The 14,180-nt window shown below is 71.3% G+C and carries 13 protein-coding genes; 5 read left to right on the top strand and 8 right to left on the bottom strand.

The genetic code is table 11. The features are described from left to right. Positions 1-135: 135 nt before the first annotated feature. Both ACZ5CR_RS14050 and ACZ5CR_RS14045 read right to left on the bottom strand, forming a co-directional pair. Positions 136-1,395 (bottom strand): L,D-transpeptidase, encoded by a 1,260-nt coding sequence (locus ACZ5CR_RS14050; protein WP_468857193.1) that lies wholly within the window; start codon positions 1,393-1,395, stop codon positions 136-138. Positions 1,396-1,657: 262 nt separating this feature from the next. Then, complete coding sequence (locus ACZ5CR_RS14045) at positions 1,658-2,026, bottom strand: hypothetical protein (RefSeq protein WP_468857191.1); 369 nt, start codon at positions 2,024-2,026, stop codon at positions 1,658-1,660. Positions 2,027-2,136: 110 nt separating this feature from the next. Here ACZ5CR_RS14045 and ACZ5CR_RS14040 point away from each other — a divergent pair, with 110 nt between their 5' ends. Next, positions 2,137-2,478: a hypothetical protein gene (locus ACZ5CR_RS14040; RefSeq protein WP_468857190.1), complete on the top strand. Its 342-nt coding sequence runs from the start codon at positions 2,137-2,139 to the stop codon at positions 2,476-2,478. A gap of 37 nt (positions 2,479-2,515) precedes the next feature. On the opposite strand, the gene ACZ5CR_RS14035 is transcribed toward ACZ5CR_RS14040, so the two are convergent. Then, the gene (locus ACZ5CR_RS14035; RefSeq protein ID WP_468857187.1) at positions 2,516-3,784 is read right to left on the bottom strand and encodes an MFS transporter; all 1,269 of its coding nucleotides are present in this window, start codon (positions 3,782-3,784) and stop codon (positions 2,516-2,518) included. A 151-nt stretch (positions 3,785-3,935) separates the two neighbouring features. On the opposite strand from ACZ5CR_RS14035, the gene ACZ5CR_RS14030 reads away from it, so the two are divergent. Both ACZ5CR_RS14030 and ACZ5CR_RS14025 read left to right on the top strand, forming a co-directional pair. Further along, the gene (locus tag ACZ5CR_RS14030) at positions 3,936-4,670 is read left to right on the top strand and encodes a TetR/AcrR family transcriptional regulator (protein ID WP_468857185.1); all 735 of its coding nucleotides are present in this window, start codon (positions 3,936-3,938) and stop codon (positions 4,668-4,670) included. Between the two features lie 192 nt (positions 4,671-4,862). Beyond that, complete coding sequence (locus tag ACZ5CR_RS14025) at positions 4,863-5,651, top strand: PepSY domain-containing protein (protein WP_468857182.1); 789 nt, start codon at positions 4,863-4,865, stop codon at positions 5,649-5,651. A gap of 128 nt (positions 5,652-5,779) precedes the next feature. Here the strand turns inward: ACZ5CR_RS14025 and hutH are convergent, their stop codons facing one another. The 5 genes from hutH to ACZ5CR_RS14000 all read right to left on the bottom strand — a co-directional run bounded on the left by hutH (position 5,780) and on the right by ACZ5CR_RS14000 (position 12,002). Continuing rightward, entirely contained in the window at positions 5,780-7,318 is a 1,539-nt protein-coding gene (hutH, locus tag ACZ5CR_RS14020) for a histidine ammonia-lyase (protein WP_468857469.1), read from the bottom strand. 71 nt (positions 7,319-7,389) lie between these two features. After that, entirely contained in the window at positions 7,390-8,613 is a 1,224-nt protein-coding gene (locus ACZ5CR_RS14015) for a GGDEF domain-containing protein (protein WP_468857180.1), read from the bottom strand. A 157-nt stretch (positions 8,614-8,770) separates the two neighbouring features. After that, the gene (locus ACZ5CR_RS14010; RefSeq protein WP_468857177.1) at positions 8,771-9,568 is read right to left on the bottom strand and encodes an enoyl-CoA hydratase/isomerase family protein; all 798 of its coding nucleotides are present in this window, start codon (positions 9,566-9,568) and stop codon (positions 8,771-8,773) included. A gap of 128 nt (positions 9,569-9,696) precedes the next feature. Further along, positions 9,697-10,881, bottom strand: a complete 1,185-nt coding sequence (locus ACZ5CR_RS14005; RefSeq protein WP_468857176.1) for an adenylate/guanylate cyclase domain-containing protein — start codon at positions 10,879-10,881, stop codon at positions 9,697-9,699. Between the two features lie 209 nt (positions 10,882-11,090). Next, positions 11,091-12,002, bottom strand: a complete 912-nt coding sequence (locus tag ACZ5CR_RS14000; RefSeq protein WP_468857173.1) for a biotin--[acetyl-CoA-carboxylase] ligase — start codon at positions 12,000-12,002, stop codon at positions 11,091-11,093. 150 nt (positions 12,003-12,152) lie between these two features. Between ACZ5CR_RS14000 and ACZ5CR_RS13995 the strand changes: the two genes are divergently transcribed. Continuing rightward, complete coding sequence (locus ACZ5CR_RS13995) at positions 12,153-13,811, top strand: acyl-CoA carboxylase subunit beta (RefSeq protein WP_468857171.1); 1,659 nt, start codon at positions 12,153-12,155, stop codon at positions 13,809-13,811. 42 nt (positions 13,812-13,853) lie between these two features. Beyond that, positions 13,854-14,060 (top strand): acyl-CoA carboxylase subunit epsilon, encoded by a 207-nt coding sequence (locus ACZ5CR_RS13990; protein WP_468857170.1) that lies wholly within the window; start codon positions 13,854-13,856, stop codon positions 14,058-14,060. Positions 14,061-14,180 lie beyond the last annotated feature (120 nt).

Below are 14,180 nucleotides of genomic sequence, written 5' to 3'. Positions count from 1 at the left end.
AGGAAGAGCGAAGGAGAAAGCAAAAAAGGAGGGGAACAAAACACCCCCCCCCCCCCCCCCCCCCCCCCCCCCCCCCCCCCCCCCCCCCCCCCCCCCCCCCCCCGCCGCGCGTCGAGCGGAAGATGTCGGGTCGGCTCAGACGGCCGAACCGGCCTTCCACTGCGCCCAGTCCATGACCCAGCCGTTGAAGCCGTTGTCGGGCTGGACCGTCTTGTCGCCGGTGTTCCGGACGTCCACGACGTCACCGACCATCGAGTTGTCGTAGAACCAGGCGCCCGGGGTGCTCTTGTCGCCCGCACCCTTGGCGTCCTGCAGACCGACACAGCCGTGGCTGGTGTTGGCGCCGCCGAAGATGGACTTGGCGCCCCAGTAGTTGCCGTGGATGAACGTGCCCGACTGGGACAGGCGCATGGCGTGCGGCACGTCCTTGATGTCGTACTCGCCCTTGCCGTCGCCGTCCGTGAAGCCGACGGTCGCGCCGTCCATGCGGGTCTCCTTGAACTTCTCGGAGATCACCATCTTGCCTTCGTACGTCTTGTTCTCCGGGGAGCCCGCGGAGATCGGGATGGTCTTGATGACCTTGTCGTCCCGCATGATCTTCATCTGCTTCGTCTTGGCGTCGACGACGGAGACCTGGTTACGGCCGATCTTGAACTGGACCGTCTTCTGCTGGACGCCGGTGACGCCGTCCGCGCCCTCGACGCCGTCGAGGGACAGCTTCAGGGTGACCGTGGAGTTGCCCTTCCAGTAGTCCTCGGGGCGGAAGTCGATGCGGTTGTCGCCGAACCAGTGGCCGACGACTTCCTGGCCGCTGCTCGACGACACCTTGATGTGGGACTGCACGTCCTTCTTGTTCGTGATCGCCTTGTCGAAGTTGATCGACACCGGCATGCCCACGCCGACCGTGGAGCCGTCCTCGGGCGTGAAGTTCCCGATGAAGCTGTTGGCCGGCGAGACCGTCGTGAACTTGGAGTTCTCGTGGGCCTTGCGGCCGTCGGAGTCCTTGGCGGTGGCGGTGATCTTGTACGTCGTGGCGCGCTCGAGCTGGCCGCTGGGCTTCCAGCTCTTCTTGTCGGCAGCTATCTGCCCCTCGACCGCGGTGCCCTTCTCGGTCGTCATGGTGACGTCCGTCAGGGAACCCTTGCTCACCTTGACCACGGCCGCGTTGTTGATGCCCGCGTTGTCGGAACCGTCCTTGGGCGCGATCTTGATGTCGGCCTCGGACGTCTTCTTGGCAGCTGCTTCGTCGACCTGGTTCTGCGATTCCTTGCCGCCGGCACTGTTCTTGTCGCCGTCGTCGCTGCTGCAGGCCGAGAGCACCAGGACGCCACCGACCAGAGCGGACACGGCCGCGAGACCCTTGCGCCGCCCGCGCTGCCGCCTACTGTCCGTCATCACACGCTTCTCCATCGTTGCTGAATTCCCCAACACGCCAAGAACGCCGAGAGTCCCCGCAGTCCCGCATAACGTCCTGCCCGGTTCGTCCCGTTCCACTTCCGCCGAAGATGTGGGGAAGACCACGTCATGCGATGCGCCGGTGACAGCCGTGCACCTCTGAGACGACGGAACCCCGGGCGGCGGTTGCCGTCCGGGGCTACGGGTTCCGTTTTTTTCGTCCGGCATTCATCCGCCGGACGAACTACTTTCCGTCTACGCCCTACAACCCTCGGCCGCCGGCACCGTCCGTGCCCGCGTCCGTGTCCCCGTCGTCGTCCTCATCATCCTCGTCGCCCTCCCAGTCAGGCGAATCGGGGTCGTAGTCGATCTGCTCGCTGCTCCAGGAAGCCTGTGAGAGCTCGACGCCGGGCAGCTGGCTGACCAGGTCGAACGGATCAACCAGATAGGCGAGGGCCTCGGCGTCGTCCTCCTTGACGGCCGTCTCGGCATGCAGCCGCTCCTCGGCGGGCATGTGCTCGTCATCCGCGATGCGACGAAGGGCGGATGCGGCGAGGTCGCCGGAGTCGTCGACCTCGACCACCAATTCGACGCGGAGCCGTACAAAACGTGATGTCTCAGGTGTGCTCATGGGTCGGAGCGTACGACCCGGGACCCCCGCGACTTTCCCACGACCCGCGCCTTTCATTACCATCGCCCCACACGGCCAATTCGCCAGCGCCACAAGGGGGATCCGATTCCGTGTCCGCACGTCGATCGTTGCTGACTGCCACCGCCGCCGGGGCCCTGCTCGGAGCCCTGTGGTTCGTTCCCTCCGCGAACGCGACGGCAACGTTCAGATCTCCGACGGCCCCTGATTCCCAGCAGGTCGTCCACACCGAACAGCGCCGAGCCACGCCGCCATCGGACACCACCGCCACCACGGCCACCACCACCGCCGCCCCCGCGAAGGCCCACCTCGCGGACACGGGCGCGGGCGTCGACACGACGCCGTACCTGATCGGCGGGACCGCGTTCCTGGGCCTCGGGGCGGGGTTCGTGGCGTATTCGGTACGACGGGAGCGGCAGGGGCCTGCTTACTGAGAGGCGGGGCGCGGCTCGCTGACGGGCGGGGTCCGGATCACTGACGGACGGGGTCCGGCTCGCCGAGCCGCGAGCCGAGCCGCGCCGCCCGCAGTGCGGGGAACGCCGCGGCGACAAGCAGCGTCGCCGTCACGCACACGAGCCCGCCCGCCATCACGGCCGCCCGCGCGCTGGTCAGCTCCGCCAGGAAGCCGACCGCCGCGTTGCCCAGGGCCGGGGAGACCGTCGCCTGGACCATCCAGAGACTGCTGACCCTGCCGCGCAGTTCGTCGGGGGTGCCGTGCTGGAGGAGGGCCGAGCGGAGCGTCTCGGATATCAGATCGCCGAGACCGGCCAGGGCCAGGAGGGTCAGGGCGAGGGGCAGCCAGGACGTCATGCCGAAGCCCGTCAGTGAAAGGCCCCACACGAGCACCGCCCCGATCAGCGCGTGCCCGCCCGCGCGCGCCGTCCAGCCACTGGTGGCCGCGCCGACGAGCGCGCCGAGCGCGGGGGCGGCGTAGAGCAGGCCCACCACTCCTGGACCGCCGCCGAACTGCTCGTCCGCGAGGACCGGGTACAGCGCCTGCGGCATCGTGAAGACCATCGCGGCGGCGTCGACGAGGAGCAGGCCGACGATGAGCCGGTGCCCCCGGACGAAGCGGATCCCGTCCGCGACGGCCGCGAAGGCCTGCCGGACCCCCTTTCCCGTGGCGGCCTTCGCCGGGGGCAGCGGGCGTACGAAGAGCAGCGCGACGGAGAAGACCAGGAACCCGGCCGCGTCCACCGCGAAGCAGGCGGCAAGGCCCGGTCCCGCGATGAGTACGCCACCGACGGCTGGGCCGACGAGGGCGGCAAGCTGGGTCGACGCGGCCGTCAACGCGCCCGCCGCCGCGAGGCGTTCGGTGCCCACGAGGGCGGGGATCGCCGCCATCATCGCCGGACCGCCGAGGCCCGCGAACAGGCCGGTGAGGCCGGTCGCCGTGTAGATCACCCACAGCTGGGGGTGCGGCACGAGGGCGTTGACCATGAGGCCCGCCGCCACGAGCGTCAGGGGGAGTCGGGTCACGAGCATGAGCGTCCGGCGGTCGCGGCGGTCGGCCAGTACACCGCCGATGAGTACGCCGACGACGAGGGGCAGGGCGCGGGCGAGGCTGACGAGGCCGATCTGGAGGGGCGAGCCGGTGAGGTCGTAGACCTGGACGGCCACCGCGACGCTGGTCATCAGGGTGCCGACGAGGGCGCCGAGGAAGCCCGCGTAGAGGAGGCGGAAGTCGCGATTTTCGCGCAGGGGGGTGACGTCCATGGCGAGGCCGGACAGGCGGGGCACGAGCGGCTCCAGGGGGGGGCGGCGGTCAGGCGAGGGCAGCCTTACTTGGATCACTCTGACGGGGCGCCCGCTTAAAGTCAACGAGTGTGAAGTTCAAGGGTGCGGCCGTCACCGCCCGAGCCGTCGCAGGCGCCCGGTACGGTCAGTGGCGATGCACAGCGAGACTCCGGACACCGACCCCGCGCCCGCCGCCGCTCCCCGGACCAGGCGGCGCCCCACCCACCGGAAGGGCCGCGCGACCCTCACGCGTACGGGCGTGGGCCAGGCGGCGCTGGAGTTCCTCGGCGACCACGAGGCCGCCGAACTGACCATGCGCTCCCTCGCGAACGAGCTGGGCGTCTCACCCCGGGCCCTCTACAACTACGTGGAGGACCGGCGGGATCTGATCACCGTGGCCGCCGAAGTCTTCGAGGCCCGGTGGCAGCCGCCGGCGCTCGACGCGAACGAGTGGCGGGACTCCCTCCGGAGATACCTCCGGGATCTGCGCGCCCACTACCGGCGCCACCCGGGCATGACCACCCTCGCCCTGAGCGAGAACATCACCATGGCCCGCGATCCGGCCATGCTGCGGAACGTCGACGGGCTCATCGGGTTCTTCGCCGAGGTCGGCCTGCCCCTGCGCGACGCCTATCTGGCGTGCATGGAGGCCATCCGGCTCGTCGTCGGCTTCGTGGAGCTGCAGGACCGCGCGTACGACCGGCCGCCCCCGGACCTCGATCCGGCCGACCTGGAGCAGGTCCCGCCCCCATGGCTGCGGTCCGACTCCGGGGACGAGCTGCCTCAGCTGCGCCGGGCGAGCCAGGAACTGGCCGCCGAATCCCCGGACGCCCTGTTCGAGTTCGCGATGGACGTCCTGACGGAAGGCCTCGCCGCACGGTCCCGGTAAGTCCCCCCCCGGCGCGTCTAGCGGTGCGCCGCAGAAAAGTCCCACCCCGTACGGCGTGTCGTCACGCTCTTCTGGGATTTCCTTGCAGTTCCCCGGCGACCGGGCACCGGGGGGACGGCGCCGCTTCGTCGATCGGGTGACCCTGGGTGTCGGACCACATGGGTGGAGGGGCGGGCGGCTAGGCATGCCGTTATGAGAATCGATGCCCTGCGCAGGAACAGCGGCGCCCCGCGCGCCCGTCAGCTCCGTCTCGTCGGTGCCGTGTGCGCCCTCGTGGCCTCAGCGGCACTGGTGACAGGCTGCGGGGAGGACAGCAGCGACAAGTCGGCTTCCGCGGCGACCTCGGAGGCGGCGAAGACCGTGCCGGAAGGGGCGACCACCACCCCGTCGGCCAGCCCTTCGGGCAGCGCGTCGCTCACCCAGGACCAGTCGGAGCGCAAGGAGCTGCTCGGCGCCACCAAGGTCACCTACGACAAGGCCGCCGCCACGGCGGTGGACGAGGTCAAGGGGAGCAAGCTGACCGACCTCGAACTGAAGAGCGCGGACGACGTCAAGGACGACGACGGCGACGATGACGACGCCGCCAGCACGAGCCCCAGTCCCAGTCCCAGCCAGAGCGCCGGGGCCGCGGGGCCGCAGTGGGTCGCGGAGGTGGCCGAGAAGGACGGGACCTCGCACACCGTCCGCGTCGACGCCGTCTCGGGCAAGGTGCTGGGGTCCGACCCCGAGCGCGACCGGGACGCCGACGACAAGAAGGAGACGGCCGACTGGCTCTCCCGCGTCAAGCAGACGCCGGAGCAGGCGGCCAAGACCGCCATGGACAAGACGAAGGGCACGGTCACCTCCGTCGGCCTCGACGACAAGGACGACGGCTCTCTCGTCTGGTCCGTCGACGTCGTCACGAAGGACTGGAACAAGACCGACTTCGATGTCGACGCCGTCAAGGGCGACATCACCCACGAGCACGTCGACCGCGACTGACACGCCGTCACCACACGACGGGGGCGCCGTCACCCGCCAGCCGTCAGCCGTCGGCCATCAGCCGTCAGCCGTCAGCCGTCAGCCGTCAGCAGGTGACGGCGCCCCCGTCCACGTACGAAATGCCGCCGCTAGGCCAGCGGGCCCGTCACCGGCTCGACCGCGTCGAGGAGCGCGCCGGAGCGTACGAACTCGTCCGCCGCCGCCAGATCCGGGGCGAGGAAGCGGTCCGGACCCGGGCCCTCGACGCCCGCCTTGCGGATCGCCTCGATGACCGCCCGGGTCGCGGGGGCGGGCGTGAGGCCCTCGCGGAGTTCGACCGCGCGCGTGGCCGCGTACAGCTCGATCGCGACGATGCGGGTCAGGTTGTCGACCGCCGTACGGAGCTTGCGGGCCGCCGACCAGCCCATCGACACGTGGTCCTCCTGCATCGCGGAGGACGGGATCGAGTCGGCCGACGCCGGGACCGCGAGGCGCTTCATCTCGCTGACCAGGGCCGCCTGCGTGTACTGGGCGATCATCAGGCCCGAGTCCACGCCCGCGTCGTCCGCGAGGAAGGGCGGAAGACCGTGCGAACGGTTCTTGTCGAGCAGGCGGTCCGTGCGGCGCTCGGTGATCGAGCCGAGGTCCGCGGCGGCGATCGCGAGGAAGTCCAGGACGTACGCCACCGGCGCCCCGTGGAAGTTGCCGTTCGACTCGACGCGGCCGTCGGGCAGGACCACCGGGTTGTCGACGGCGGCGGCGAGCTCACGCTCGGCGACAAGACGCGCGTGCGCCATGGTGTCGCGCCCCGCGCCCGCCACCTGCGGCGCGCACCGCACCGAGTACGCGTCCTGCACGCGCGGCGCGTCGTCCTGGTGGTGGCCGGTGAGCCCTGAACCGGCCAGGACCGCGAGCATGTTGGCGGCGGACGCCCCCTGGCCCGGGTGCGGGCGGATGGCGTGCAGCTCGGGGGCGAGGACCTTGGCGGTGCCGAGGAGCGCCTCCAGGGTGAGGGCCGCGGTGATGTCGGCGGACTTGTAGAGGGCGTCGAGGTCGGCGAGGGCCATCACGAGCATGCCGAGCATGCCGTCGGTGCCGTTCAGGAGAGCGAGGCCCTCCTTCTCGCGCAGCTCGACCGGCGTGATGCCGTGCGCGGCGAGCAGCTCGCCCGCGGGCCTCAGCTCACCGTCCGGGCCCTCGGCGTCGCCCTCGCCCATGAGCGTCAGGGCGCAGTGGCTGAGCGGCGCGAGGTCGCCGGAGCAGCCGAGGGAGCCGTACTCGTGCACGACGGGCGTGATGCCCGCGTTGAGGACGTCGGCCATGGTCTGCGCGACCTCGGGACGTACGCCGGTACGGCCGGAGCAGACCGTCTTCAGACGCAGGAACATCAGCGCGCGGACCACCTCGCGCTCCACGCGCGGGCCCATCCCCGCCGCGTGCGAGCGGACGATGTTGCGCTGCAGCTGGGCGCGGAGGTCCGGGCCGATGTGCCGGGTGGCGAGGGCGCCGAAGCCGGTCGACACGCCGTAGACGGGCTCGGGCTTGGCCGCGAGGGCGTCGACGATCTCGCGCGAGGCGGCGAGGGCGGTCACGGCTTCGGCCGAGAGCTCGATCCGGGCGTTGCCGCGCGCGACGGCGATGACGTCCGCTGCGGTCGTCCCGGACGTCCCCAGGACCACGGTATGCATATCCATATTCAGCAGCGTACGGACTGAATCGCCAGGTGTCACGGGTGGATACGACCTGAGCCTCTTACCGCTCAGCGCCCGCGCCCGCCCTCCCTGGAGTCCGTGGAGTCCGTGAAGCCCCCGGAGTCCCGCTCATCGCCCCGCGGCTCAGGACCGCGCCCCCGGAAGCGGCGCCTCTCGCCCGCCGGGCGCGAGCCCTCCGAGTTCGCGAGCCGCACCACCGGGTCGTCCGCGCCCTCGCGCCCCGCGACCACCGGCTTCAGCGCGCGCGCCGCCTTCGCGCGGTACTGGGCCGCGTCCGCGAGCCGGAACAGACGGCGGGCGGAGCGGACCTCGCCGATCGGGTCCTCCGTGGAGGCGACCCCGCACGCGACGCCGTCCCCCAGCTCCAACTCGGCGGCCCGTACGCACAGTTCGTCCGCGACCCGCACCACCTCGTCGGCCGATGGCCCCACCGAGAGCAGGCAGAACTCGTCCCCGCCGAGCCGCGCGGCCAGCGTCCCCGGCAGCATCGCCCCGCACAGGGAGAGCACCGACCCGAAGCGTTCGAGGAGCCGGTCGCCGACCGCGTGACCCTGGGTGTCGTTGACCCGCTTGAGGCCGTTCACGTCACACACGACCAGGCTCACCACCGCCCCGTCCGTACGGTGACGCTCCACCGCCTCCTCAAGACGCAGATCGACCGCGCGCCGGTTGGCGAGACCCGTCAGCGCGTCGCTGAAGGCGAGGCGGCGGGCCTCCTCCAGGCGTTCGGTCTGCGCGATGCCCGCCGCGACCACCGAGGCGAGCACCGTCGCGAAGTCCGCGTCCGCGCGGTCGAAGACCGGCGCCCCCACCGGGCGCGCCACATAGAGCTCACCCCACGCCCGCCCGTGCAGCACGATCGGCGCGACCACGCAGCAGCCGCGGCCCCGTCTGCGCAGGGCCGCGACGCGCTGGTGGCAGTAGCCCGGAGCCGTGCTCCGTGCGGGCCCGCCCGTCGTCTCGACCCAGGCGTGCGGCTCGCCGCCGCCCGCCCAGCGCTCGTGCAGGAACTCGGTGATCTCCGGGAACTGGTGCACCGGATACGCCTCACGCTCCGGGAACTCTTCCTCCCCCTCGGCGCGTTCGCCCACGTTCACGAGCACCCTCAGCCGTCCGAGGTCGCGCTCCCAGACGGACAGGGCCGCGAAACTCCCCGAAAGGGCATGACACGCACCGCGCGCAGCCGCCCGCCAGGACTCACGCGGAGTGTGCGCGGCGGCCATCCCCTGCGCCAGCACGACTACGGCCCGCAGCCGAACGTCCTCTCCCATCTCCCTAGGCTAGGAGATTTACGACATTTTGGGCGATTGGAACATTACGCAGAGTGCGGACCGGACGCTCAGCTCACTCTCCCGCCCGCCCTCGCACCCGCTCTCGCACCCGCGCCCGCACCCGCAGCCGTCCTCGGACCCGCGCCCGCCCTCGCGCTCACTCTCCCGGCCAGTTCGGCTTCCGCTTCTCGTTGAACGCCGCCACACCCTCCGCCCGGTCACCGGAGAAGGCCACCGAGCGCCAGGCGGCGTCCTCGACCTCCAGACCGGCGCGCAGGTCGAGCCCGTGACCGAGCCGCAGGGCGCGCTTGGCGGCGCGCAGTCCGACGGGCGAGTTGGCCGCGATCCGCGCGGCGAGCGCGAGCGCTTCCGTACGGTCCTCACCCTCGTCCACAAGCTGGTCGACGAGCCCCAACTCCCGCGCCTCGGCCGCCTCCACCCGCCGCGCGGTGAAGATCAGCTCGGCGGCGCGGGCCGCGCCCACCCGGCGCGGAAGCAGCTGCGTACCGCCGCCGCCGGGAATGACGCCGACCGACACCTCGGGGAGTCCGACCACGGCGGTCGGGTCGGCGACGATGAGATCGCAGGCGAGCGCGAGCTCGAACCCGCCGCCGAGCGCGAAGCCGTGCAGGGCGGCGACGGTCGGCATGGGCAGTTCGAGTACGCCGGTGTAGGCGGCCCGCGCCGTGGGGCGCTGGCGCACCAACTCGGCGTCGGAGAAGGAATTGCGCTCCTTCAGGTCGGCGCCGACACAGAACGCCCGCTCATGGGTGGACGTGACGACCACGACGCGGGCGTCACCGTCCCGCGCGAGGGCGTCGCAGGCGGCGCCGATGGAGCGGGCCATGTCCGTGGACACGGCGTTCATGGCCTTGGGCCGGTCGAGGACGAGCTCGGCGACGTACCCGTGCCGCCTGACGCCGACGAATTCCCCGAACCGCTGCTCGCCGCCCATTGCTTTCCTCCACGTCCGGTTAACGATCGTTATCGCGTTGCACGAGGATCATGTCACCGGTGCGGGGTGCCGGGTGGGCGTGCGGGAAAATTCCACCGCGAGGCGGTGGTCCGGGTGCGGCGGGGAACTCAGCTCCGCCGGGCGAGCAGCCAGGGCTCGACGACGCCGAGACCACGCACAGGACGCTGCCACATCGGCTGGAGCGCGAAGCGGTAGGAGGGCGGCTCGGTGCCCTCCTTCTCCGCCACCTCAGCCGCTTCCGCCGCCTCGGTCTCAGAGGCGGGCGCCTGACCCGTCCGCGTCAGCTCCTCCGCGAGCGCGCCGTCCACGAGGACCGCGTCCCGAGGCGCTATCGACGTGAGGCGGCTCGCGAGGTTCACCGTCGTACCGAACACGTCGCCCATGCGCGTGGTGACCGTGCCGAAGGCGATGCCGACGCGCAGCTCGGGCATCGTCTCGTCGTTGGCCATGGTCTCGATGAGACGCAGCGCGATCTCCGCGGCCACGCCCGCGTCATCGGCGGCGTACAGGACTTCGTCGCCCAGCGTCTTGATGAGCCGCCCGCCGTTCGCTGCGACCAGGTCCGCGGCCGTGGTCTCGAAGGCCTCGACGAGTTCGCCGAGTTCTTCCTCCTCCATACGGCGTGTGAGCCGCGTGAAGCCGACGAGGTCGGCGAAACCGACCGCGAGCCGCCGGTCGACCATCTCCTCGTCGTCCGCGGCCTGCACGACCCGGCCGGTCGCGGCGGCCAGCTGCCGCCGCCAGACATAGACGAGGAACTCCTCCAGCTCGGGCAGGAGCAGCTCCATCAGGGGGTACGTCACTTCGGTCCGGGTCATGCCCGGCTCGGGCGGCTCCGTCAGACCCTCCAGGAAGGAGTCGATCTGCCATTCGGCCAGGCGGGCGGTGGTCTGCCCGGTCGACCGGGCCACCTGCACCGCCATCGCCTCGCTGAGCAGCCCCGCCTCGACGAGACCGGCGAGGCGGCGCAGCGCGAGCACGTCCGCCTCGGTCAGGGCCTTGGCCTGACCGATGTCGGGAAAGCCCATGGCCCGCCAGAAGCGGGAGGCGAGCTCCATGGAGACGCCCGCGCTGCGGGCCGCCTGGAACGGGGTGTAGCGGCGGTCCGCGCCGAGGATCAGCCCTTCCAGGCGCAGGGCGAGGGGGTCCTTCTCCTGGCCCCCGGGCTTCTCGTCCCCGGAGTCCATCGAGTCGAACGCATGGGTGACGGACCCGACGGACCCAGCGGTACGTCCGGGCTCACCGCCGGGAGCGGAATCGCCCGCGCCCGAGCCCGTGTCGTCGACGGTCACGCCTGCTGCCCTTCCGATCTGCCGCGGTCAGGTATCGACCGGCGCCAACTTTACGGCAGGTGTGCCGCAGCTCACGCCTTTCCCGGCGGGGTGCCTCGAACTGTGGGTCCCCCGCATGTGCCCTGACGAACACACCGTTCCCATCCGGCCGCCCGTCTGCCCCGCATCCTCACCAGGACGGACAGGCTTCCCGCACACCACCTACACCCCTACACCCTCCTCAGATGCACCACATCCCCCGCCCCCACCGGCTCCTGCACCCCGTCCCCCGTGGCGAGCACCAAGCGGCCGTCGCCGTCCACCGCCACCGCCTCGCCCGTGATCGAGCGGTCGCCCGGCAGCTCCGCGCGGACCTTGCGGCCAAGCGTCGCGCAGCCCGCCGCGTACGTCTCCTGGAGGCGGGAGGCCGCCGGGTCGCCCTCCACCGCGCGCCAGTCCCCGTACCACTGCTCCAGGGAGCGCAGCACCGCACGCAGCACCGTGTCCCGGTCCGTCGTGGTCGCCCCGGCCAGCGCGAGGGAACCCGCCGTGGGCACCGGGAGCTCGTCCGAGCGCAGGGTCACGTTGATGCCGAGTCCGACCACCACGCCACCCGCCTCCGCCGAACCGGCCCGCTCCGCGAGGATCCCGCCCGCCTTGCGCTCCTCCCCGCCGACCGTCACCAGGAGGTCGTTCGGCCACTTGAGGGCCGTGTCCACCCCGGCCGCCCGCGAGAGCCCAGTGGCGGCGGCGACCCCGGTGAGCAGCGGCAGCCACCCCCACCGCTCGACCGGCACCGTGGGTCCCGGCTTCAGGAGCACGGAGAAGAAGAGACCGGAACGCGCGGGCGCCGACCAGCGGCGGTCGAGCCGGCCGCGCCCCGAGCTCTGCTCCTCGGCGACGAGGACCGCGCCCTCGGGCAGCTCGTCGGCTCGTGCGGCCAGATCCGTGTTGGTCGACCCTGTCGCGGGCACCACGTCCAGGGAGGTCCACAGACTCCCGTCCCGCACCAGCGCGCGCCGGAGCGACGCGGCGTTCAGGGGCGGCCTTTCGAGGTCGGACCAGCGGCTGTCGTCAGGGGCGCCCGAAGGCGTACCGGAAGGAGTGTCCGAAGGATCGTCTGAAGCATCTCGCGGCGTCATGCAAGCCACCTTAGGTGTGGTAAACGCCGCACTGCCGAACCGTATACGCGCAGCTACCCTACGAGTCAGTAGCAAGCGAGTCACAGCAGCCTCAAGCCACCGTCGCAAGCCGCCAGTCGCCCCTTTGAGCAGGCAGGGAGCCGCATCCCTATGTCCGAGCCGGAAGAGCCCAACGTGCCCGTGCCAAGTGCCGCAAGTGATACCTCCGCCACCGCCGACGCGGGTGCCACGGGTATCGACATCCATACGACTGCGGGAAAACTCGCTGATCTGCAGCGCCGCATCGAGGAGGCCAAGCACGCCGGTTCGGCTCGCGCGGTCGAGAAGCAGCACGCCAAGGGCAAGTTGACGGCGCGCGAACGCATCGATCTGCTCCTGGACGAGCACTCCTTCGTCGAGTTCGACGAGTTCGCCCAGCACCGCTCGACCGACTTCGGCCTGGAGGCCAACCGCCCCTACGGCGACGGGGTCGTGACCGGTTACGGCACCGTCGACGGCCGCCCCGTGGCCGTCTTCTCCCAGGACTTCACGGTCTTCGGCGGCGCCCTCGGCGAGGTCTACGGCCAGAAGATCGTCAAGGTCATGGACTTCGCCCTGAAGACCGGCTGTCCGGTCATCGGCATCAACGACTCCGGCGGCGCCCGCATCCAGGAGGGCGTCATGGCCCTGGGGATGTACGGGGAGATCTTCCGCCGGAACACGCACGCGTCCGGCGTCATCCCGCAGATCTCGCTCGTCGTCGGTCCGTGCGCGGGCGGGGCGGTCTACTCCCCCGCCATCACCGACTTCACCGTCATGGTCGACCAGACCTCGCACATGTTCATCACCGGGCCCGACGTCATCAAGACGGTCACCGGTGAGGACGTCGGCTTCGAGGAGCTGGGAGGTGCCCGCACCCACAACAGCACCTCCGGTGTCGCCCATCACATGGCGGGCGACGAGAAGGACGCGATCGAGTACGTCAAGTCCCTCCTCTCCTACCTGCCTTCGAACAACCTCAGCGAGCCGCCCGCCTTCCCCGAGGACGCGGACCTGGAGCTGACGGACGAGGACCGCGAGCTGGACACGCTGATCCCGGACAGCGCCAACCAGCCGTACGACATGCACAGCGTGATCGAACACGTCCTTGACGACGCCGAGTTCTTCGAGACGCAGCCGCTGTTCGCGCCGAACATCCTCACCGGCTTCGGCCGGATCGAGGGCCGCCCGGTGGGCATCGTCGCCAACCAGCCGACGCAGTTCGCCGGCTGCCTGAACATCGACGCGTCCGAGAAGGGTGCCCGCTTCGTCCGCACCTGCGACGCGTTCAACGTCCCGGTCATCACCTTCGTCGACGTGCCGGGCTTCCTGCCGGGCGTCGAGCAGGAGCACACGGGCATCATCCGCCGCGGCGCCAAGCTGATCTACGCCTACGCCGAGGCGACGGTCCCGCTCATCACCGTCATCACGCGCAAGGCGTTCGGCGGCGCGTACGACGTCATGGGCTCCAAGCACCTGGGCGCCGACCTCAACCTGGCCTGGCCGACCGCGCAGATCGCGGTGATGGGCGCGCAGGGCGCGGTGAACATCCTGCACCGCAAGACGATCGCGGCGGCGGAGGCCACCGGCGACGTCGAGGCGACCCGGGCCCGTCTCATCCAGGAGTACGAGGACCGGCTCCTCAACCCGTACACGGCCGCCGAGCGCGGTTACATCGACGCCGTCGTCATGCCGTCGGAGACCCGCGCCCATCTTGTCCGGGGCCTGCGTCAGCTGCGTACGAAGCGGGAATCCCTTCCCCCGAAGAAGCACGGCAACATCCCCCTCTAGGCCGTGCCTCAGCCAGACCGCGCTTCAGCGAGGAGTCCGTTCATGATCAAGGTCGTACGAGGCAACCCCACCCCGGAGGAGCTGGCCGCCGCACTCGCGGTGGTCCAGGCGCGCGCCGCGGCGGTCGCGAACCAGCCGTCCGGCGCGCCCGCGGTGCTCGACGCCTGGTCCGACCCGGCGCGCGTGGCCCGCCACCGCCTTCCCGCACCGGGGCCGACGACATGGGGCCGTACGTACTGGCCCGTGTAGGTCCGGGTCCGGGAATGAGTGGGACGTGGGGGGGGGGGGGGGGGGGGGGGGGGGGGGGGGGGGGGGGGGGAAGGGAGGGAGGGGGGGGGGGGGGGGGGGGGGGGGGGGGGAGAGAAAAAA

It is taken from the genome of Streptomyces sp. NPDC031274 (genome assembly GCF_055570235.1).
Note: the sequence above shows the minus strand (reverse complement) of the source record. Positions and strands in the feature narration are given on the sequence as shown.